This is a genomic window from Azospirillaceae bacterium, assembly GCA_028283825.1.
GTDB lineage: Bacteria > Pseudomonadota > Alphaproteobacteria > Azospirillales > Azospirillaceae > Nitrospirillum.
The window spans coordinates 933107-952824 of record JAPWJW010000001.1; the positions used below are offsets into that span (position 1 = coordinate 933107).

Consider the following 19718-nt stretch of genomic DNA (forward strand, 5'->3'; position numbering starts at 1 on the left):
GGCGGAAAACAACCGCCGGTGACTGGTGGCCCGCCGCCCGCCGTGGCAGGGTGGCGGCCGCGCAGCCTTCTGCCGCTGCGCCGGGCATGAACGGCTGGACGGAACGATGACTCAGGATGTGATGGCGGCGGCGACACCCCGGGACCGCTGGTCCCAGGTCATGACGGTGGTGCGGGTCGCCAGCGGCAACTTCCTGGAAATGTACGACTTCATGGTGTTCGGCTATTTCGCCGGCGCCATCGGCCAGGCCTATTTCCCGGGCGAAAGCGATACGGCGCGCCTGTTGGCCAGCCTGGCCACCTTCGGTGTCGGTTTCCTGATGCGGCCCATCGGCGCCCTGCTGCTGGGCGCCTATATCGACCGCAAGGGCCGGCGGGTGGGCCTGCTGCTGACCCTGGGCCTCATGTCCATCGGCACCATCACCGTGGCGGTGATGCCCGGCTACGCCACCATCGGCCTGCTGTCGCCGCTGCTGGTCTTGCTGGGCCGCCTGGTCCAGGGCCTGTCGGCGGGGGTGGAACTGGGCGGCGTCTCCGTCTACCTGTCGGAAATCGCCACGCCGGGCAACAAGGGTTTCTATGTCAGCTGGCAATCGGGCAGCCAGCAGGTGGCGGTGATGGTGGCGGCGTTGATCGGCGTGGCGCTGACCTTCTGGCTGCCGCCGGACACCATGCAAGCCTGGGGCTGGCGCATCCCGCTGGTGGTGGGCTGCCTGATCGTGCCCTTCCTGTTCCAGATCCGCCGTTCGCTCCAGGAAACCGAAAGCTTCAAGGCCCGTCGGCATCATCCGACGGTGACGGAGATCTTCCGTTCGCTGGCCGCCAACTGGGGCGTGGTGCTGACCGGCGTGGGCCTGGTGATGATGACCACCGTGTCCTTCTACTTCATCACCGCCTACACCCCGACCTTCGGCCGCAAGGCCCTGCACCTGACCGACATGGACAGCCTGCTGGTGACCCTGGCGGTGGGGGCCAGCAACCTGGTGCTGCTGCCCCTGTCCGGCGCCTTGTCCGACCGGGTCGGCCGCCGGCCCCTGCTGGTGGCCTGCACCGTGCTGGCGCTGGCCACGGCCTATCCGGCGCTGTCCTGGCTGGCCTCGGCCCCCAGCTTCGGCCGCCTGCTGGTGGTGGAACTGTGGCTGTCGCTGCTGTACGCCAGCTACAACGGCGCCATGGTCGTCTATCTCACGGAAATCGTGCCGGTGGCGGTGCGCACCTCGGGATTCTCCCTGGCCTACAGCCTGGCGACGGCCGCCGGCGGCTTCACCCCCTTCATCAGCACCTACCTGGTGGACAGCAGCCACGACGCCGCCATGCCGGGATTGTGGCTATCCGCCGCCGCCCTGTGCGGCCTGATCGCCGTGCCGGTCAGCGTGCGCTACGCCAAACGGCATGCGGAGGGGTAGGGGACTCAGGCCGTTTCCAGGATATTCATCTCAATGCGCAAACCGGCGGCGCTGGCCATGTTGACCAGCGCATCCAACGCGAACAGGTCGATTTTCCCCCGGATGAGATCCGAGATGCGCGGCTGGGTCACACCGAAGACCTTGGCGGCTTCCGTTTGGGTCATGCCCTGGCGGACGATGTGGTCCTTCAGCGCCATGGCCAACCTGGAACGAAGCCTCATGTTCTCCGCCTCCGCCGGGGTGTCTTCGATTGCGTCCCAGACGCTGGAGAAGCGTTGCGTGGTCATGTCCGTTTGCCTTTCCGGTTCTTGGCCTTACGCCGTTTGATCTGTTCAACGAGAGCGCTGTAGCGGTTCTTCGCGATCTCGACATCCGCCGGATTGGTCTTCTGGGTCTTTTTCTGAAGGCGTCTATACAGAATTTTGTATAATTCGGCAAGGCCGCGCCCGCGCCAGCCACACCGTGCGCCGGCCGCAGTCCGGATCCTCCGCCCGGTATTCGACGACATCGAAACCGTGGGTGTGCAACAGGGTGCGATATTCCGCCGGATCCAGGCTGGCGTGGTACAGCGCCTCGCCGGCGTAGGACCCCATGGCCTCGCCGTGGCGGGGGCCGGCGGTGAACATCAGGGGCGCGCCGGGTTGGGCGTGGCGTTGGAAGACCGGGAACATGGCCCGCTGGGCGTCGAAATCCAGGTGGAAGAAGCTGTCCCAGGCCAGGATGCCGGCGAAACGGGTTCCCAAATCCAGGCCGCGCATGTCGCCCACGCGCCAGTCCTGATCGGGCATGCGGGCGCGGGCGAGGTCAACCAGGGCGGGGGCGGCGTCCACGCCGGTGACGGCGCGGCCCTGCGCCCCCAGATAGGCCGCGATGGGTTGTCCACCGCCGCAGCCGAGGTCCAGGATGGCGCCGCCGGGCGGGGCCAGGGCCAGGAAACGGTCCAGCCAGGGGCGTTCCATCAGTGGGCGGCGGCCGTGTTCCGCCTGCCGGTCGGCCTCCCACGCCAGGCCGTGGCGTTGGTACAGCGCGATGATGCCCGTCCGGTCGTCGCCCATGGTCCCCTCACGCCAGCGGCAGCAGCAATTCCGCCTTCAGGCCCGGGTTGTTGTCGTCCAGCACCAGGGTGCCGCCATGGCGCTGGGCCACCGCATCCACCAGGCTGAGGCCCAGGCCGCTGCCGGGGTGGGCCTGGTCGCGTTCCAGCCGGAAGAAACGCTCGCGCACCCGGGCGCGGTCTTCCACCGGGATGCCGGGGCCGGTATCGGCCACCGTCACCCGCACCTGGCCGGGGCCGCCGGGCGCCACGGTCAGGGTCACGCGGCCGCCTTCGGGTGTGTACTTCAGGGCGTTGTCCAGCAGGTTGACCAGGGCCTGGGACAACAGCTGGCCGTTGCCCTGCACCGTGGCGGCGGCCTCGGTCGCCGTGACCGACACCGTGAAGGCGATGCCCTGGGCCTCGGCCACGGCCTCATACAACTCACCGGAACTTTCCGCCAACTGGTCCAGGCGGACGGGGGCGATGGGCAAGCTGCCGCCGGACTCGACCTCCGCGATGGCCAGCAGGGCGCGGAAGGTGGCCAGCAGGTGGTCCACCTCCTCGATCGCGGCCTCCAGCACCTCACGCGGGTTTTCCACCGTGTCGTGCATCAGGGCCAGTTCCAGCCGGGTGCGCAGGCGCGTCAGGGGGGTGCGGAGATCGTGGGCGATGCCTTGGCTGACATGGCGGATGCCGGCCACCAACGCCTCGATCCGGTCCAGCATGGCGTTCAGGGTGTGGGCCAACTGGTCGAACTCATCCCCGCTGCCGGTCAGGGGCACGCGGCTGACCAGCATGCCCTCGCGGATGGCCTCTGCCGTGCGGGTCACACCATCCAGGCGGCGCAGCCAGACGCGGCTCATGGCCAGGCCGCCGGTCAGGCCCAGCACCAGGGTCAGGCCCATGCTCCAGCCGATGACGCGCTCCAGCCGCTCGCGCAGCACATGCACCTCGCCCAGGTCGCGGCCCACCAGGACATGGTATCCACCGGGCAGGGCCGCGATCAGGGCGCGCACGTCGCCGGGGCGGATGGCGCCGGTCTTGGGGTCCTTCACCGGCAGGTTGACCCAGCCGGGCCCTTCCGCGCCCTTGGGCCAGAACTGGTTGCCGGCCAGGGTGGAGCTGTTGGGGCTGGACAGGATGTAGAGGGCCGAGGCGTTGCCCATGCCGCGCTCGTTCACCGCCTCCGCCAGGCCGGCCATGCCGCCGGCGCGATAGCGGTCGGCCAGCAATTGCATGTCCTCGCGGATGGCGGTGTCGGCCTGGCCCGCCAGAAAGCCGGCGGTGGACCAATAGATCAGCCACAGCACCAGCAGGACCGAGCCGACGAACAGGCCCAGATAGACCAGGGCGAAGCGAAAGGTGGTGGCGCGCAGCAACCGGCCGAGGGAGCGGTGCCGGCCGGCCGCCTTCAGGGACGCAGGCAATATCCGGCCCCCCGCACCGTCTGGATCAGGGGCGGCTCAAAACCCTTGTCCACCTTCTGGCGCAGCCGGGCGATGTGCACGTCGATGACGTTGGTCTGGGGATCGAAGTGATAGTCCCACACCTGTTCCAGCAGCATGGTGCGGGTCACCACGCTGCCGGCGTTGCGCATCAGGCATTCCAGCAGCTGGAACTCACGCGGCAGCAGATCGATGGTCTTGCCGGCACGCTTCACCGTGCGCGCCAGCAGATCCATTTCCAGATCCGCCGCCACCAGCTTGGTGGCCTGGGTCTGGGGGGCCGCGCGGCGGCGGCCCAGGCTTTCCAGCCGGGCCAGCAACTCGGAAAAGGCGTAGGGCTTGGTCAGGTAGTCGTCGCCGCCGGCGCGCAGGCCGGTCACCCTGTCCTCCACGCTGCCCAGCGCGCTCAGCACCAGCACGGGCGTGTCGTTGCCGGCGGCGCGCAGCAGGCTGACCAGGGACAGGCCATCCCGCCCCGGCAGCATGCGGTCCACCACCAGGGCGTCGTAATGCTCCGCCCCCGCCAGGTACAGCCCTTGCGTCCCGTCGGGCGCATGATCGACCGCGTGCCCCGCCTCTTTCAGGCCTTTCAGCATGTAGGCGGCGGCCTGGGCGTCGTCCTCGATGACTAGGATCTTCATGGGGCAAACCCTGGGTTGGGGGCTGCCGGCGGCGTGGGACATTCCCCGCGTCGCCGGAGGCCGGGCGACTGCCGGCCCGGGCCGGGAGGCCCGTGAGCCAAGCCGCCGGAGGGCGGCGCCCGGCGCCTGAGGGCCATGATAATAAAGGCCGGGCGGGGGGTGACCCGCCGCCCGGCCCTTTTCGTCCTGGGGGAAATCCCCCGGGCGAGGGGCCCGGGGAAAGAGGCATCAGCCCTTGGGCGTGATGGGTAGGGGCAGGAACATCTGCTGGTCGGCGCGCTTGACCAGCAACAGGATGGACTTGTGATTGTCCTTCTTGGCCTTTTCGATCTGGGCGGTGATGTCGGCGGGGGTTTTCGCCGGCTCATTGTTCACGCTGGCAATGATGTCGCCGGGGCGCAGGCCCAGATCGTCCTTGCCGGGATCGACGATGACCACGCCCTGGGCGTCGCCGTCCAGGCCCAGCTTCTCGCGGGTGCGGTCGTCCAGCTTGCTCAGCTTCATGCCCAGCACGGTGGTGTCGCCGCCGCCCTTGCCGTCCGGCGAGGCCGAAGCGACGGGGCTGTCCTTGTCCTGGTTGGGCGCCTCGCCCAGCTTGACCGACACGGTGATGACCTTGCCGGCGCGCAGCACGCCCAGGTCCACGGTCTTGCCCGGTTCGATGCCGGCGACGTTGCGGGCCAGGTCGCGCTGGTTGTCGATGGCCTTGCCGTTGATGCTCTGCACCACATCGCCCTGCTTCAGGCCACCCTTTTCCGCCGGGCTCTTGGGCGAGACGGCGTTGATGATGGCGCCCTTGGGCTCCTTCAGGCCCAGGCTGTCGGCGATGTCCTGGGTCACGGCCTGCAGGGTGACGCCCAGATAGCCGCGCTCGATATGGCCGGTGGCCTTCAGCTTTTCGATCACCGGCTTGGCGACGTTGGATGGGATGGCGAAGCCGATGCCGACCGAGCCGCCGGTGGGCGAGAAGATGGCGGTGTTGATGCCGATGACCTCGCCATTGGCGTTGAAGGTCGGGCCGCCGGAATTGCCCTTGTTGATCGAGGCGTCGATCTGCAGGAAATCGTTCAGGTTGGCGGGGTCGATGTCACGGCTGCGGGCCGAGACGATGCCGGCGGTGACGGTGCCACCCAGGCCGAAGGGGTTGCCCACGGCCACCACCCAGTCACCGGGGCGCATCTTGTCGCTGTCGCCGAAGGACAAGGCCTGCAGCGGCTTCTTGGTCTCGACCTTCAGCAGCGCCAGGTCCGAGCGTTCGTCCTGGCCCACGATCTTGGCCGGCACGTCGTCGGCCTGGTCCTGGAAGTGGACCTTCACCTCGTCAGCACCCTCGATGACGTGGCGGTTGGTGACGATGTAGCCGCTGGGGTCGATGACGAAGCCGGAACCCAGGGCGGATTCGACGCGCGGCCGGCCGTTGCTGCCCCGGCCGCCGGGGACGGCGTCATCGGGGAAGCCGAAGTGGCGCATCATGTCCTGCAGTTCCTGCGGGACCTGCGGGGCGGTCACCTTGTGCGCGGCGGTGATGGTCACCACCGCCGGTGCCACCTTCTCCACCAGGTCGGCGAAGCTGGGCAGGGCCGCCGGGCTGGCGGCGCGCGCGGTTTCGGCGGCCGGCGGGGCCACCAGGGCGGTGCCGGTCATCAGGCCGATGGCCAGCAGCGACATGGCCAGGCGGGGAAGGCGCTTCTTGGCGGGGGTGGTGGTGGGCAGGGAGGTCATTCTTGAGCTCGCTTTCACGTCTTCTTTGTCTTTAGGCCCGGTCGCGGGACTTTAGCGGGATTAAAAGGTATTTGTCAGGGAATTGGGGCCGTATTGCGGTTCCGGCCCCGAAAAGCCGTACAGGCGGGCGTTCAGGTGTCGATGGAGCCGTCATCGAAACCGCCGTCATCGAAGGAATTGTCGGTCTGGTAGTCGGCGTCCTGGTAGCCGCCATCCTGGCGACCCTGGTCGAAGGAAGTGCGGTCAGTACTACCGCCGCCTTCGTTGATGATGGTCTCATTCACCGTGGTGTTGTTGACGACGGTCTCATCGATGCGGTCACCGCCGCCGCCCCAAGGGCTGCCGCCGAAGCCGCCCCCCAGGCCCCCGCCATGGCCGCCACGGAACAGCGACTCAACCGCGTCGGCCGCCAGCACGCCGCCGGCGACGCCGGCCATGGTCTCAAACATGCCGCGCATGAAGCTGCGCGGCTGGGCATAGACGGGCGGGGCGCCGTAGGCCGGCTGGCCATAAGCGGGCGGTTGCTGGCCGTAGGCCTGCTGCTGTCCATAGGGCGGCTGGGGCTGCGGCTGATAGGATTGCTGCCCCCACGGGCCGTTGGACTGGCCGCTTGCCGATTGATCGGAACCGCGGAAGGGTGGCGGTGCCGCGGTGCTGCTGCGGGCGTTTTCCTGCAGGTCGGCCAGCCGCCGCTGGGCATCGACCAGGGCCTCCTGCTGGGCCAGCAGCGCCTGGGCCATGATGTAGGGCAGGGTGGGCTGGCGCGACAGGGCGTCGCCGACCAGGCGGTCCGATTCAGGGTCGCGCGGCATGCCGTCCAGTCGGGACACACGCGCCAGCAGGGCTGTCAAATCTTCGCGGTCCTTGGGGGTCATGATGATCCTCGAACGCTTTCCTTGGGTGAAGGGGATATCGCAGTAACATGGGTCGATATCCGCCGGCCGCAACGAGGATGATCATGGCCGGGCCAGACTTTCCAGCCTATGGAGCCCGGATTAAGTTTTTTTCATGCGCTGAAGTGCTTAAAGGGATAAGACCCCTCTCCATTCGAGACCTTGAGGGGCCCGTTCGAGGGTGCCGCCGTTCCATGGCCATCATGCTTCCCCTGGCGCCCCCCGCCTACACGCCCGAGCAGATGCGGGCCCGCGTCCTGCATCAGGACGGCGACGTGCTGATCGTGGACAAGCCCTATGGTTTGCCCGTGCATTACGGCACCAAATCCACCGACCATCTGGAACGCTACCTGCCCTGGCTGGTGGCGGAGGATGCGCCGGCCCCGCGCCTGGCCCACCGGCTGGACAAGGACACCACCGGCTGCCTGGTGCTGGGCCTGAACGAGGCGGCGTCCACCCGGCTGGGCAAGCTGTTCCTGGCCGGCCGGGTGGGCAAGCGCTACTGGGCCGTGGTCAAGGGACGACCCGACGGGCCGGAGGGCCGTATCGACCTGCCCCTGATCAAGCGCAAGGTGCCCGGCTGTTCGCGCATGATGGTGGAGGATGAGGGCAAGCAGGCCGTCACCGAATGGCGGGTGATGGCCAGCGGCGCGGATGCCGACGGCCAGGTCCTGTCCTGGCTGGAACTGACGCCCCGCACCGGGCGCATGCACCAGCTGCGCGTCCATTGCGAGGCCATGGGCTGGCCCATCCTGGGCGATCCCATCTACGGCCGCGACTGGCGGGTGGAGGGCGGGCGGGACCCTGCGCCGGCCATTCCCCTGCACCTGCATGCCCGCTGGGTGGCGCTACCGTGGGGGCCGGCGGCGGAATCGCTGCTGACGGCCACGGCACCCTTGTCCCCCCACATGGCGGCGACGTTGGAGCGCCTGGGGTTCCCGGTCGAATCAGCCGGCCCGATTCAGGGTTAACAGGCGGCGACGGGTTGGTGCCGTCTGCGCCGTATAAAGCGCTGTCCCGGTGGTTGGAACGGCACTGGGCCCCGAAAAAGGAAAAGGTCGGTGGCAGAACGCCACCGACCCATCAAGGCTTGGAAGGAATTCAAGACAGGACGGAAGCGAAGGGCGCCGTCATGGCTTGGTAGATCCGTTGCCGCGGCGGAACCGGCCAGGAACTCCGGTCCCGTCGCCACAGGTACGGGGGAACGTCAACCGGGCAGGGTGGTCTAGAACCCGAGCCCGGGGTGTTTCCGGCGCCGCACCCGCCCCAACCAGGTTGGGGCAGAAGGGGCGGGCATCCGCTCGGTCTAGAAGCGGGGCGCCGGTGCCACCAGCCAAGGAGGCGGCGCCGCGGGCGGGGGGTTGGGGCTCCCGTCGTTGGCTGTTGCCGTCTCCATCGGCTGGCGACGAACGGACAGTGCCACGCCAAGCTGACCGCATCCTGACAGCGATGCGCGGAATGTCGATTTCCGGCGGCCGTCACATTTTTGCCCCCGAGCCTCATTTTCCGTCCCGGTGCGACATCCTGCCGCCACCCCGGGAACCCCGCGCCGTCGCCACCGTTGTTGTCGCAACGTCGCCCAGGGTTTCGGCCGCGCTCGCGCGATCAGCCGTAGACGGGGCGTTAACCTTCTTCACCCTAAGATGGGCTGATGGGCGCCGCGAGCCCGTGCGTCCGGGCGCTTTCGTTTTGAATTTTGCTGTGACAAGGACGTTTTCGCCCTTTTTGCGTCCATTTTCGTGTCCACGATCCCTTCCGCATCGCCACGGATGATGCGATAGAGTTTTTCCGGGCGGACACCGCTTGGGATCATCCCGCTCAGGACCACGTCGTCAGATATCGAGTCAGATACCGTCCCATGTTGACCTCTCTCTCGGCCGCCTCCGGATCCCACGCCCAGCCGGCATCCACGCTGGTGGGCAAGCGCCTGTCCATCGTCATCCCCATGCATAATGAGGAGGCCAACCTGGCCGCCTTGTTCGAGCGGCTGATCCCGGTGCTGGACGGCATCGGCATGCCGTTCGAGATCATCTGCGTGGATGACGGTTCGCGTGACGGCACCTTCGCGGCATTGGTCTTCCACCAGGCGCGCGAGCCGCGGCTGAAGCTGTTGCGCCTGTCGCGCAACTTCGGGAAAGAGGCGGCGATGTCCGCCGGCCTGCGGCACGCCAACGGCGACGCCGTGGTGCTGATGGACGGCGACCTGCAGCACCCGCCGGAGACCATCGTCACCTTCGTGGAACAGTGGCACCAGGGCATGCAGATGGTCTACGGCGTGCGCGCCAGCCGCCTGACCGACCCCTGGACCCGCCGCTTCCTGACCAAGATCTATTACCGCCTGCTGGACAATTTGTCCGAGGTGACGCTGCCGCGCGGCGCCGGTGACTTCCGCCTGCTGGACCGCAGCGTGGTCGATGCCCTGAACGCCATGCCGGAGCGCAACCGCTTCATGAAGGGCCTGTTCAGCTGGGTGGGGTACCGCCAGCTGGCGATACCGTTCGAGGTGGCGCAGCGCCACGCCGGCACCTCCACCTTCAATTTCTGGCGCCTGCTGCGCTTCGGCCTGGACGGCGTGGTGTCGTTCAGCAACGTGCCGCTGCGCATGTGGTCGTGGCTGGGCATCGCCCTGTCGGTGCCCTCCTTCTTCTATGGCCTGGTCATCATCACCAAGACGCTGCTGTTCGGCGTCGATACGCCCGGCTACGCCTCCACCATGGTGGCGGTGCTGTTCCTGGGCGGCCTGCAGCTGATCGGCCTGGGCGTGCTGGGCGACTATCTGGGCCGCGTCTTCACCGAGGTGAAGGGCCGGCCGATGTACCTGGTGAACGAGAAGGTGGGCTTCGGCGAGGCGGTCGCGCGTCCGGCCCCGGTTGGGGAGCAGTCCTGACCCCCATGCCGCTCGCCCGTGTCCCCCATGCCCCTGTGACCGACGTGCGGACGCCTGAGATTCTGGGCGGGGCGGCGGCCGACCAGACGCCGGGCGTGAAGCCGGCCTGGTGGCGCCTGTCCGTCTGGGACGCCCTGTTCTGGCTGGCCATGCTGGCGGCCGTGGCCATGGTGGCCGTGGGCTTCCAGGATTTCGGCATCACCTTCGATGAACCGCTGCACGTGGAATACGGGCAGCGCGCGCTGGAATGGTACGCCTCGCTGGGCCGTGACCGCGCCGTCCTGGAATTCCAGAACCTGTACCTCTACGGCGCCCTGTTCGATACCATCGAGGCGCTGGCCGAAAACGTCCTGCCGCTGGACGTCTACGCCACCCGCCGCCTGGTCGGCGGGCTGACGGGCCTGCTGGGCGTGCTGGCCGTGCGCCGCATCGCCCGCGACATCGCGGGCGGGAAGACGGGCGACCGTGCCGGCCTGATCGCCGGCCTGTGCCTGATGCTGATCCCCGACTGGTGGGGCCATTCCTTCGCCAACCCCAAGGACGTGCCCTTCGCCGTGGCCGCCGCCTGGACCCTGTCCTGGCTGGTGCGGGTGGGCAAGACCATGCCCAACCCCAGCCGGGGCTCGGTCGCCATGCTGGGCGTCTGCTTCGGCATGGCCCTGGGCATCCGGGTCGGCGGCGTGCTGCTGGCCGGTCCCATCGCCCTGGTGATCTTCGGCGAGATTTTCCGCCGCATCCTGACCGGCGCCGCCCCGCGTGAGGTGTGGCGCGCCACCTGGCGCCTGGCGGGCAGGCTGTGGTTCGCCGCCCCCATCGCCTATCTGGTCATGCTGGCCTTCTGGCCGTGGGCCCAGGTGGATCCCCTGCGCCACCCGGTGGAGGCGCTGGCTGAGTTCTCGAAGTTCCCCATGGACTTCACCTTCACCTTCGCCGGGGTCCAGGTGCGCACCACCAACCTGCCCTGGTGGTACCTGCCGGTCGGCTTCGGCGTGAAGCTGCCGGAGATCGAACTGGTCGGCCTGGCCGCCAGCGCCGCCTTCGTCGTCATGGCTTTCGCGCGCCAGCCCCTTACCGGGCGCGCCTGGGCCGGCGTGCTGCGCCTGGACGTGCTGGCACTGGCCACCGCCCTGTTGCTGCCGCCGGTGGCGGTGGTGGCGACGGACGCCGTGCTGTACGACGGCATCCGGCACATGCTGTTCCTGATGCCGCCGCTGGCGACCACGGCGGCGCTGGGCCTGAACGGCCTGCTGACCCTGGCGCTCCGCCGCTGGCCCCGGCTGCCCGGCCTGCGGGCCGGCATGGGCGCCTTGCTGGCGGCCTGTGCCGCCATCCAGGTGGCCTTCATGGTCCATTTGCACCCCTATGAGACCATCTGGTTCAACCGTTTCGCCGGCGGCGTGCACGGTGCCGGCCCGCGGTTCGAGTTGGACTACTGGGGCAGTTCCCTGTCCGACGCCGCCAAGCGCCTGACCGACACCATGGTGAAGCTGGAGGGGGCGGCCGCCTTGACCCAGCCCTACCGCATCCGCGTTTGCGGCCCGCCCACCTCGGTGTTCCACTACTTGCCGCCGGCGTGGAAGCCCACCCGGCGCAATACGGGGCCGGTGGATTTCTACTTTGCCTTCACCCGCTGGGCCTGTAAGGAGATCCCGGCCGGCCAGGACATCGTGCGCATCGAGCGCGATGGCGAGGTGCTGGCCTATGTGCGTGATTTGCGGGAGCCGCCCCAGTAAAGCGGGCGCCTCGCTCTAGGGAAAGGATCGCCCTGATGAAGCTGTTCGGCCTCGCCGGGTGGAGCGGTTCGGGCAAGACCACCCTGCTGACCCGCCTGATCCCGGAACTGACGGCGCGCGGATATGGCGTGTCGACCCTCAAGCACGCGCACCACGATTTCGACGTGGACCAGCCGGGCAAGGACAGCTATCGGCACCGCGCCGCCGGCGCCACCGAGGTGCTGGTGGCCTCGGCCAATCGCTGGGCCCTGATGCATGAGCATCGCGGCGCGCATGAGCCCACCCTGGCCGACCTGGTGTCCAAGCTGTCGCCGGTGGATCTGGTGCTGGTGGAGGGGTTCAAGCGCGATCCCATACCGAAGCTGGAGATCTGGCGGGCGGAAAACGGCAAGGCGCCCTTGCACCCCGACGACCCCACCATCGTGGCGCTGGCGGCCGACCCGCTGCCGGTCGAGGCGCCGGGCCATCTGCGCCTGTTTGCCCTGGACGCGGTGGCGGACATCGCCACCTTCATCCTGGCCCATGTCGGTCTGCCGCCGCAGGCGGGCTGAGCGGTCATCCATCCCATGTCCGACACCCCCAACGACTGTTATGTCCCCTCGGGTCTGCTGACCGTCGACCAGGCGCGCGACCGGCTGCTGGCCGGCCTGGCGCCGGTGACGGCGGTGGAAAGCGTGGGCTTGGCCGATGCCGACGGCCGGGCGCTGGCGCATGACCTGGTGGCGCCGCACGATCTGCCGCCCTTCGCCCAGTCGGCCATGGACGGCTATGCCCTGGCCCACCGGGATGCGGGTGGCGGGACGCCCGTGCGATTGCCCCTGTCCGGCCGCGTGGCGGCGGGCGATGCGCCGGGTGTGCTGACGCCCGGCACGGCGGTGCGCATCTTCACCGGCGCCCCCCTGCCGGCCGGCGCCGATACTGTGCTGATGCAGGAAGACGCGGTTCTCGAAGACGGCGTCCTGGTGGTGGGGCCCGGCCTCGCCGCCGGCCGCAATTGCCGTCTGGCGGGCGAGGATGTGGCGGCCGGCGCCGTGGCGCTGCCGGCCGGCCGCCGGCTGACGCCCGCCGCGCTGGGCCTGGCGGCGGCGCTGGGCCGGCAAACCCTGGCGGTGCGGGCGCCGCTGACGGTGGCGCTGGTGTCCACAGGCAATGAGGTGCGTCCGGCGGGCGCCGCCTTGGGTCCCGGCGCCATCCACGACGCCAACGGACCGATGCTGTCGGCGCTGCTGCGCCGCCTGGGCTGCCGCGTTGTCCCGGCCGGGATCATCGGTGATGATCTGGGCGCCCTCACCACCCGCCTGGCCGGCCTGAAGGCCGACCTGATCCTCAGCAGCGGCGGCGTCTCCGCCGGGGAGGAGGACCACGTGAAGGCGGCGGTCACGGCCCTGGGCGGCATCGACTTCTGGCGCCTGGCGCTGAAGCCCGGCAAGCCCCTGGCCTTCGGCCGGGTGGGCGCCACGCCCTTCCTGGGCCTGCCCGGCAACCCCTACGCCGCCTTCGTCGCCTTCCTGGCGCTGGGCCGCCCCCTGGTACAGCGCCTGGGCGGCGAGACCGTCAGCGACACGCCCGCCTTCACTGCGCGCGCTGGCTTCACCTTGAACCGCGCGCCGGGCAAGCGCGAATACCTGCGGGTGACCCTGGCGTCCGAGGGGGGCGTGACCGTGGCCCATCTGTCCGGTGCCACCGGCAGTGCCGCCCTGTCCTCACTGGCGGGCGCCGACGCCATCGCGGTGGTGGCCGAGGGCAATGCCGGCGTCCGTCCCGGCGATCCGCTGACCGTGCTGCCCCTGCACGGGGTGTTCTGACGTCACGGTGCCTTCCTGTGGCGCAGCACCCAGCCGGCCAACTCATCCAGTTGGGCCGGATGGCCGTCGCCGTCGCGGAAGCGCAGGGTGGCGCTGTGTTCGGGCCAACGCACCACCAGTTCCGTCTCCACCGCGTCGGGGTGGCCGGGGCCGGGGAAGCGCGTGGGCTGGGCCCCCACGTTGGCGGCCTGCACCAGGTCCCGCAGGGCCGCCTGCTCCTCAGCCGGCAGGTCGGTCACCGCCATGGCGATGCGCGGCCGGGCCATGGGGAAGGCGATGCCGCCCTGGCGCTGGCATTCGATGGTGACGATGGGCGGCTGGGCCACCGGGTCGCTGTTCACAGGCCCACTTCCTTCCAGGCCGCGTCCACCGCCGTCGTGGCGGCGGCCCCGTATTTCCTGGCGACATCGCGCGTGGCGGCGGCGGCCTCCGCGAAATCGGACGACGCCTTCAGCCGGGTGGTCAGCACCTCATACCAGATCGGGCCCGCCACCTCCCACGCCTTGCCGCCGATCTTGGTGGCCGCCAGGTAGAAGGCGTGGTTGGGGATGCCGGAATTGATGTGGACGCCCTGATTGTCGTCCGACCCGCTGTAATAATCCTTCATGGTGGCCGGCTGCGGGTCCTTGCCCAGGGTGGGGTCGTCATAGGCGGTGCCCGGCGCCTTCATGGACCGCAGGGCGGTGCGGTTGGTGCCGGCCTTGGGGATCAGCAGGCCCTCGCCGATCAGCCAGTCGGCCTGGTCCGCCGTCTCGCCGGCCGCATACTGCTTGATCAGTGATCCGAAGACATCGGACATGGATTCGTTCAGGGCACCTTGCTGGGCATTATAGTCCAGGCCGGCGGTGAATTGCGTGACGCCATGGGTCAACTCGTGGCCGATGACGTCCAGGCACTTGGTGAAGCGGTCGAACAGCTGGCCATCGCCGTCGCCATAGACCATCTGCTGGCCGTTCCAGAAGGCGTTGTCGTAGTCGGTGCTGTAATGGACGCTGCTGTCCAGGCGCATGCCCTTGTCGTCCACCGAATTGCGCTTCAGCACGTCGAAATAGAAATCATAGGTCTGGCCGGCATAGGCGTAGGCCTCGTTCACCGCCACATCCTTGCCGTCCGGCTGTCCCTCCGACCGCACCAGCGTGCCCGGCAGGGTACTGCCGTGCTTGGCGTCGTAGACGGTGCGCCGCTTGGTGCCCGTGCCCAGGCCGGCGAAGGCGAACTGGTTCATGCTCTCGCGCATGCCGCGCAGGCGGCCCTGGTGATACAGGTTGCGCAGGGCGCGCTGGCGCAGCGTCGGGTCCTGGGCATGGGTCGCCACATGTTCCATGATGTGCGGCGGGATGATGAAGCAGACATGGGGGGCGCAGCCGGCGTGTGTGCACATGGGCGGCAAGCTCCTGCGGGGAGGCGGATCCCAAGGGTCGCACCGCACCCGGACGGCGGGAATAGTCGCCTAGGGCCTAGTCACGGACGATCCACAAAGGTTGCGACAATCTTCACCACTTCCCCGATGCTTTACACCTTCAGGCGAAGGCCTGCGCCGCCGTCAGATCTTCCGGCGTGTTGACGTTGAAGAACGGGTCCACCGGCACGGCGGGGAAATCGGCCTCCGCCACCGGGTGGCGGGCCAGGAAGGCGTTGACCCGGCGCATGTCCTCCACCGCCAGCGCATGCCGCAGGTCGGCCGCCAGCGCCACCGGCCACAAGGCCACCACCGGGTGCCGCCGCCCGGCGGAGGCGGCACAGGCGATGCCGTTCCGGGGGGCGATGGTCGCCAGCCTTCCCGCCAGGTTCCAGGGCAGGAAGGGGCAGTCGCCGGGCACGCTCAGCACATAGGCGTAGCCGCCCTGGTTCACCGCGTGCTCCAGGCCCGCCAGCACACCCGCCAGCGGCCCCGGGTGCCCCGCCACCGTGTCGGGCAGGATGGGCAGATCGAAGCCGCGATAGCGGGCGGGGTCGCCGTTGGCGTTCAGCGCCATATCCGTCACCTGCGGGGCCAGCCGGTCGCGCACGTGGGCCAGCAGGGGCCGCCCCGCCAGGGTCAGCAGGGGCTTGTCCACCGCCGCCGCTTCACTGCCGCCAAAGCGGCGGGCCAGGCCGCCGGCCAGGATCAGGCCAAGGATGCGCATGGGGCCGGGCTTTCAGGGAATGTAGAGGGCGCGGAAGTCGTTCACGTTGGTGCGGGTGGGGCCCGTCACCACCAGGTCGTCCAGCGCCTGGAAAAAGCCGTAGCCGTCGTTGTTGGCCAGGAAGGCCGCCGCATCCATGCCTAGGCTTCCCGCCCGTTTCAGCGTGTCGGGACGCAGCAGGGCGCCGGCGTTGTCCTCCGTCCCGTCTATGCCGTCGGTATCGCAGGCCAGGCCCCAGATGGCTTCGCCGGCGGCGGCCGACTCCTTCAGCGCCAGGGCCAGGCCCAGCAGGAACTCCACGTTGCGGCCGCCCCGGCCCTGGCCGCGCACGGTCACGCTGGTCTCCCCACCCGACAGCAGGACGCAGGGGCGGGGCAGGGGCTGGCCGTGGCGCAGGCAGCCCCGGGCGATGCCGGCGTGCACCTTCGCCACCTCCGCCGCCTCGCCCTCCAGGTCATCGCCCAGCACCAGGGGCGTGACGCCGGCGGCGCGCGCCACCTCGGCCGCGGCGTTCAGCGCCTGGATGGGTGTTGCCGCCAGGATGTGGCGGGTGTGCGGCAGGCTGCCGGGCTTGGGCGATTCATTGGTCGGGTCAAACAGCGCCGCCGCGATGCTGGGGGCCGGGGTGATGCCGTACTTGGCCAGCACGGCGCGGGCGTCGGCCAGGGTGGTGGCATCCGGCACGGTGGGGCCCGACGCGATGGTGCCGGGATCGTCGCCCGGCACGTCGGATACCGCCAGGGTCACCACCGGCGCCTTGCTGGCGGCGGCCAGGCGCCCGCCCTTGAAGCGCGACAGGTGCTTGCGCACCGTGTTGATCTCGCCGATGGCGGCACCGCTGCGCAGCAGGGCCTTGGTCAGGGCCTGCTTGTCGGCCAGGCTGACGCCAGGGGCCGGCGCCACCATCAGTGCCGACCCGCCGCCCGACAGCAGGCACAGCAGCAGATCGTCCGGCGTCAGTTCTGCGGCCAGATCCAGGGCCCGGGCGGCCGCCTTCATCCCCGCCTCGTCCGGCGTGGGGTGGGCGGCCTCGATCAGGGTGATGCGCTTCAGGTCCAGGCCGTGGTGATAGCGGGTGACGGCCAGGCCGGACAGGGGGGCCTCGCCCCAGGCCTGTTCCGCCACGGCGGCCATGGCGGCCGCCCCCTTGCCGGCGGCGATCGCCAGGGTGCGGCCCTTGGGACGGGGCAGGGCCCCGGGCGTCAGCAGGCGGGGCAGGATGTGGTCGGCGGAAACGGCGTCCAGGCCCGCCTGGAACAGGCGGCGCAGGAAGGCGGCGGGATCTTTTGCGGCATCGGTCATGGCTTTGGGGCGTCTCCCGATGGTTGTTGGGCTTGGGACGCGGGTGCGGGCGCGGCTGGCGCTGCCGCCGGGGCCGCGTCCGGCCTGTTCTCCGGTGGCTTGGCCTCCACCTTGGACGGAAGGGCCTTGGCCTCGCTACCCTTGCTTTCGCCCGACTTACCTTCTGGGGGCTTGCCCTCGGTCGGCTTTTTCCCGGCCTCTTTGCCGTCCCCCTCTTTCTTCCCGGCGTCCTTCTTGTCCGGCGGCGCGTCCACGCGGGTGCCGCGCGCCATCATGCGCCCCTTGCCCAGGGCGTGGGACAGCACCAGGGTTTCCAGCGACCCTGCCCGCTGGTTGGGGCTGAGATCCAGCGTGGCCTGGTTCAGGGCATAGATGGTGAAGGTATAGTGATGGGTTTCCCCCGCCGGCGGGCAGGGGCCGCCATATCCCGGGGCGCCGTAATCGTTCTCGGACTGGACGGCGCCGGCGGGCAGGGCCTTGCCGTCCGGCTGGCCGGCACCGGCGGGCAGGCTGTGGACGCCGGCCGGAATGTTGAACACCAGCCATTGGCGGAAGCCCTTGCGGCTTTCCACGTCCATCATCACCAGGGCGAAGCCGCGCGTCGCCGGGGTTTCGCCGCCCCAGCGCAGGGCCGGCGATCGGTTGGCGCCGCCGCAGCCGTCGGCGTTCCAGGCCTGGGCCGCCGCCAGCTGGCCGTCGGCGCCCACGTCCGGGCTGTTGATCCACATGTCGGCGCGGGCGTCGCGGGCCCCGAGACAGGAACCGAGGGCGAGAAGGGCGGCGGCGCAAAGGGCCGTCCGCTTTCTTCCACCGGCCGGCATGGTCAGACCTGCTCGGCCAGGCGGCGTTCGCGCAAGGGGCGCTTCACCCTGGCCAGGTTCTCGCCCAGCGCCGTGCCGTGGCGCAGGGCCACCGCCACCTGCAGCACGTCGATCACCGCCAGGTGCGACAGGCGCGAGGTGCGGGGGGTGTAGATGCTGGTGTCCTCATCCACGTCCACCAGCAGGGGCACGGTGGCGCGTTCGGCCAGGGGCGATCCGCCCGAGGTGATGGCCACCACGGCGGCCCCGCCGTCCAGCGCCAGGTCGACCGAGCGCAGCAGCTCGCGCGTGCGCCCGGTGTGGGAAATGGCGATGACCGCCCCGTCGGCACCCAGGATGCTGGCCGCCATGGCCTGCACGTGCACGTCGCTGTGGGCGATGACGGGGATGCCCAGGCGGAAGAACTTGTTCTGCGCGTCCAGCGCCACGACGCCCGAGGCGCCGAAGCCGTAGATCTCGATGCGCCGGGCCGCCGCCAGCAGGTCCACCGCCCGGCCGAGGTTTTCCGTGTTCAACTGGTTGCGCATGCGGGAAAAGGCGCTGATGGCCCGGCCGATGACCTTGGCCGCCACCTCCGCCACCGGGTCGTCGGGCATCAGGTCCGCGTCCACGAACGGCGTGCCGGTGGCCAGATCCTGCGCCAGGCGCAGCTTGAAGTCCTGGTACCCGCTGCACCCGATGGACCGGCAGAAGCGCACCACGGTGGGCTGGCTCACGTCCGCCTCGCGCGCCACCTCCGCCACCGAGGCGGTGACGACGGCATGCGGCCGCTTCAGGACGATTTCCGCGATCTTGCGTTCCGATGGCCGCAGGCCTTCCATCATCCCGCGTATGCGACCCAGCATGAACTAACCCCCGACCCTGCCGATGATGGAAACCCCGGGCCGATCCGGCCGCCCGGGCCATGGTGGCAGGCGGTCCTGGGCGGCGGGTGGTTTCCGTGCTTGTAGTGAAATTACGTAAATGCCGCGATCCTGTCACGCTCACAGTGTGCATGGTGGAGAGATCGGGCCGTCGGTGTACCCCAGCCAAGGCCGGGGTGGCGCCCTAAATCCACGGTTTTATTGGATGCGCGCGGACTATCGCCCAGGCCGGGTCCCAGTCGAATTGGTGTATCTACTAAAAGTTGTTCATCGGCTTTCACCAGCCATTACCACTTGATCTGCGGCCCGAAAGTCGTGCCGCCGACCTGTATTCCTCTGCGTGTTCGATATGCATAGGTTTATATTTTAAATATCGGCGATATATTTGATTCCTATATGGAAAGATACCCCATTCGTTCGATACAAATGTATGCTTCAGAGTCATTAATTTTTTAATTCAGTAATATTTGTTAACGGATGTTGGAATGTATTTTCAAATGACGGGCTTGTGACTCATAAATCCATTAACATCATGGACTTATAAATCATTCGTATAGGAATAATCGGCCTGCATACCTAGAAAGCGCATGCGCTTTATTATTGGTCTGTCAATGCTTGCATTAAAGCAATGGCAGGCATAGGGTGCCGTTGCTCGTGCACAGGACTGCGTTTTCCTCAACTGGGAGAAGCAATATGCCTGATTCGAAGCTCAACCTTCAGTTATCAAGCAAGATTGAAGATCTGAAAGGCGTCCGCCTGGCCGGTGTGTCCAAACCATTGGACCAGCTGACCGTGGCGGAATTGGTGGCCTTGCGTCCTGGCGGCGGCGGCACGGAAGCCGCCGACAGTTACAGTGTCAACGCCTTCACCGACAACGTCTCGGTGTCAACATCCTCCCTCGTCGACCAGATCGGCCAGATCGCCAAGGAAAGGGCGATGCGGGCCGAGGTGGAAGATGTGAAATTGGGGTCCTTGCGTCAGCGGCTGGGAACGGTCGCGACAACCGTGGTCAAGGCCAAGGGCTGATCCCGCGTCTCGG

Annotated in this window: 19 protein-coding genes; 7 read left to right on the forward strand and 12 right to left on the reverse strand. The window is 68.8% G+C overall.

Features of this window, described 5'->3' with window-relative positions; genetic code table 11:
- The first annotated feature begins 106 nt into the window (after nucleotides 1-106).
- The gene (locus tag PW843_03805) at nucleotides 107-1405 is read left to right on the forward strand and encodes an MFS transporter (protein ID MDE1145728.1); all 1299 of its coding nucleotides are present in this window, start codon (nucleotides 107-109) and stop codon (nucleotides 1403-1405) included.
- Nucleotides 1406-1410: 5 nt separating this feature from the next.
- On the opposite strand, the gene PW843_03810 is transcribed toward PW843_03805, so the two are convergent.
- From PW843_03810 to PW843_03835, 6 genes are all read right to left on the reverse strand, one after another.
- A complete protein-coding gene (locus tag PW843_03810; protein MDE1145729.1) occupies nucleotides 1411-1692 on the reverse strand; it encodes an XRE family transcriptional regulator in 282 nt (93 codons plus the stop codon).
- A 123-nt stretch (nucleotides 1693-1815) separates the two neighbouring features.
- Nucleotides 1816-2460 (reverse strand): class I SAM-dependent methyltransferase, encoded by a 645-nt coding sequence (locus PW843_03815; protein MDE1145730.1) that lies wholly within the window; start codon nucleotides 2458-2460, stop codon nucleotides 1816-1818.
- 7 nt (nucleotides 2461-2467) lie between these two features.
- Nucleotides 2468-3868 carry a HAMP domain-containing sensor histidine kinase gene (locus tag PW843_03820; GenBank protein ID MDE1145731.1) on the reverse strand — a complete coding sequence of 467 codons (1401 nt, stop codon included), beginning with the start codon at nucleotides 3866-3868 and terminating at the stop codon, nucleotides 2468-2470.
- A complete protein-coding gene (locus PW843_03825; GenBank protein ID MDE1145732.1) occupies nucleotides 3853-4527 on the reverse strand; it encodes a response regulator transcription factor in 675 nt (224 codons plus the stop codon). Before PW843_03825 ends, PW843_03820 begins: the two co-directional genes overlap by 16 nt.
- Nucleotides 4528-4755: 228 nt before the next feature.
- Nucleotides 4756-6249: a Do family serine endopeptidase gene (locus PW843_03830; GenBank protein MDE1145733.1), complete on the reverse strand. Its 1494-nt coding sequence runs from the start codon at nucleotides 6247-6249 to the stop codon at nucleotides 4756-4758.
- 131 nt (nucleotides 6250-6380) lie between these two features.
- Complete coding sequence (locus tag PW843_03835; GenBank protein MDE1145734.1) at nucleotides 6381-7124, reverse strand: DUF2076 domain-containing protein; 744 nt, start codon at nucleotides 7122-7124, stop codon at nucleotides 6381-6383.
- A 212-nt stretch (nucleotides 7125-7336) separates the two neighbouring features.
- On the opposite strand from PW843_03835, the gene PW843_03840 reads away from it, so the two are divergent.
- The 5 genes from PW843_03840 to PW843_03860 all read left to right on the forward strand — a co-directional run bounded on the left by PW843_03840 (nucleotide 7337) and on the right by PW843_03860 (nucleotide 13567).
- Nucleotides 7337-8113 carry an RluA family pseudouridine synthase gene (locus tag PW843_03840; GenBank protein ID MDE1145735.1) on the forward strand — a complete coding sequence of 259 codons (777 nt, stop codon included), beginning with the start codon at nucleotides 7337-7339 and terminating at the stop codon, nucleotides 8111-8113.
- 887 nt (nucleotides 8114-9000) lie between these two features.
- A complete protein-coding gene (locus PW843_03845; protein MDE1145736.1) occupies nucleotides 9001-10029 on the forward strand; it encodes a glycosyltransferase family 2 protein in 1029 nt (342 codons plus the stop codon).
- A 5-nt stretch (nucleotides 10030-10034) separates the two neighbouring features.
- Nucleotides 10035-11762 (forward strand): hypothetical protein, encoded by a 1728-nt coding sequence (locus tag PW843_03850; protein MDE1145737.1) that lies wholly within the window; start codon nucleotides 10035-10037, stop codon nucleotides 11760-11762.
- A 35-nt stretch (nucleotides 11763-11797) separates the two neighbouring features.
- Nucleotides 11798-12313 carry a molybdopterin-guanine dinucleotide biosynthesis protein B gene (gene mobB / locus PW843_03855; protein MDE1145738.1) on the forward strand — a complete coding sequence of 172 codons (516 nt, stop codon included), beginning with the start codon at nucleotides 11798-11800 and terminating at the stop codon, nucleotides 12311-12313.
- 15 nt (nucleotides 12314-12328) lie between these two features.
- Nucleotides 12329-13567: a molybdopterin molybdotransferase MoeA gene (locus PW843_03860; GenBank protein ID MDE1145739.1), complete on the forward strand. Its 1239-nt coding sequence runs from the start codon at nucleotides 12329-12331 to the stop codon at nucleotides 13565-13567.
- A 2-nt stretch (nucleotides 13568-13569) separates the two neighbouring features.
- Here PW843_03860 and PW843_03865 read toward each other — a convergent pair whose 3' ends face one another.
- The 6 genes from PW843_03865 to hexR form a co-directional block, all read right to left on the reverse strand.
- Nucleotides 13570-13908, reverse strand: coding sequence for a hypothetical protein (locus tag PW843_03865; GenBank protein ID MDE1145740.1), 339 nt, complete (start codon nucleotides 13906-13908; stop codon nucleotides 13570-13572).
- On the reverse strand, nucleotides 13905-14948 hold the full coding sequence (locus PW843_03870; GenBank protein ID MDE1145741.1) for a M4 family metallopeptidase: 1044 nt from the start codon (nucleotides 14946-14948) through the stop codon (nucleotides 13905-13907). The genes PW843_03865 and PW843_03870 overlap by 4 nt, the downstream gene beginning before the upstream one ends.
- 139 nt (nucleotides 14949-15087) lie before the next feature.
- Nucleotides 15088-15693 (reverse strand): molybdenum cofactor guanylyltransferase MobA, encoded by a 606-nt coding sequence (mobA, locus tag PW843_03875; protein MDE1145742.1) that lies wholly within the window; start codon nucleotides 15691-15693, stop codon nucleotides 15088-15090.
- Nucleotides 15694-15705: 12 nt separating this feature from the next.
- Complete coding sequence (locus tag PW843_03880; protein MDE1145743.1) at nucleotides 15706-16995, reverse strand: glycerate kinase; 1290 nt, start codon at nucleotides 16993-16995, stop codon at nucleotides 15706-15708.
- A complete protein-coding gene (locus tag PW843_03885) occupies nucleotides 16992-17723 on the reverse strand; it encodes a YbhB/YbcL family Raf kinase inhibitor-like protein (protein ID MDE1145744.1) in 732 nt (243 codons plus the stop codon). The genes PW843_03880 and PW843_03885 overlap by 4 nt, the downstream gene beginning before the upstream one ends.
- 95 nt (nucleotides 17724-17818) lie before the next feature.
- Nucleotides 17819-18661, reverse strand: a complete 843-nt coding sequence (gene hexR, locus PW843_03890) for a transcriptional regulator HexR (protein MDE1145745.1) — start codon at nucleotides 18659-18661, stop codon at nucleotides 17819-17821.
- A gap of 711 nt (nucleotides 18662-19372) precedes the next feature.
- Here hexR and PW843_03895 point away from each other — a divergent pair.
- A complete protein-coding gene (locus tag PW843_03895) occupies nucleotides 19373-19705 on the forward strand; it encodes a hypothetical protein (protein ID MDE1145746.1) in 333 nt (110 codons plus the stop codon).
- The last annotated feature ends 13 nt before the right edge of the window (nucleotides 19706-19718 follow it).

Coding starts and splice junctions, on each gene's coding strand:
- PW843_03805 (MDE1145728.1), top strand. CDS start 107: ATGACTCAGGATGTGATGGCGGCGGCGACACCCCGGGACCGCTGGTCC.
- PW843_03810 (MDE1145729.1), bottom strand. CDS start 1,692: ATGACCACGCAACGCTTCTCCAGCGTCTGGGACGCAATCGAAGACACC.
- PW843_03815 (MDE1145730.1), bottom strand. CDS start 2,460: ATGGGCGACGACCGGACGGGCATCATCGCGCTGTACCAACGCCACGGC.
- PW843_03825 (MDE1145732.1), bottom strand. CDS start 4,527: ATGAAGATCCTAGTCATCGAGGACGACGCCCAGGCCGCCGCCTACATG.
- PW843_03830 (MDE1145733.1), bottom strand. CDS start 6,249: ATGACCTCCCTGCCCACCACCACCCCCGCCAAGAAGCGCCTTCCCCGC.
- PW843_03835 (MDE1145734.1), bottom strand. CDS start 7,124: ATGACCCCCAAGGACCGCGAAGATTTGACAGCCCTGCTGGCGCGTGTG.
- PW843_03840 (MDE1145735.1), top strand. CDS start 7,337: ATGGCCATCATGCTTCCCCTGGCGCCCCCCGCCTACACGCCCGAGCAG.
- PW843_03845 (MDE1145736.1), top strand. CDS start 9,001: ATGTTGACCTCTCTCTCGGCCGCCTCCGGATCCCACGCCCAGCCGGCA.
- PW843_03850 (MDE1145737.1), top strand. CDS start 10,035: ATGCCGCTCGCCCGTGTCCCCCATGCCCCTGTGACCGACGTGCGGACG.
- mobB (MDE1145738.1), top strand. CDS start 11,798: ATGAAGCTGTTCGGCCTCGCCGGGTGGAGCGGTTCGGGCAAGACCACC.
- PW843_03860 (MDE1145739.1), top strand. CDS start 12,329: ATGTCCGACACCCCCAACGACTGTTATGTCCCCTCGGGTCTGCTGACC.
- PW843_03870 (MDE1145741.1), bottom strand. CDS start 14,948: ATGTGCACACACGCCGGCTGCGCCCCCCATGTCTGCTTCATCATCCCG.
- mobA (MDE1145742.1), bottom strand. CDS start 15,693: ATGCGCATCCTTGGCCTGATCCTGGCCGGCGGCCTGGCCCGCCGCTTT.
- PW843_03880 (MDE1145743.1), bottom strand. CDS start 16,995: ATGACCGATGCCGCAAAAGATCCCGCCGCCTTCCTGCGCCGCCTGTTC.
- PW843_03885 (MDE1145744.1), bottom strand. CDS start 17,723: ATGTGGATCAACAGCCCGGACGTGGGCGCCGACGGCCAGCTGGCGGCG.
- hexR (MDE1145745.1), bottom strand. CDS start 18,661: ATGCTGGGTCGCATACGCGGGATGATGGAAGGCCTGCGGCCATCGGAA.
- PW843_03895 (MDE1145746.1), top strand. CDS start 19,373: ATGCCTGATTCGAAGCTCAACCTTCAGTTATCAAGCAAGATTGAAGAT.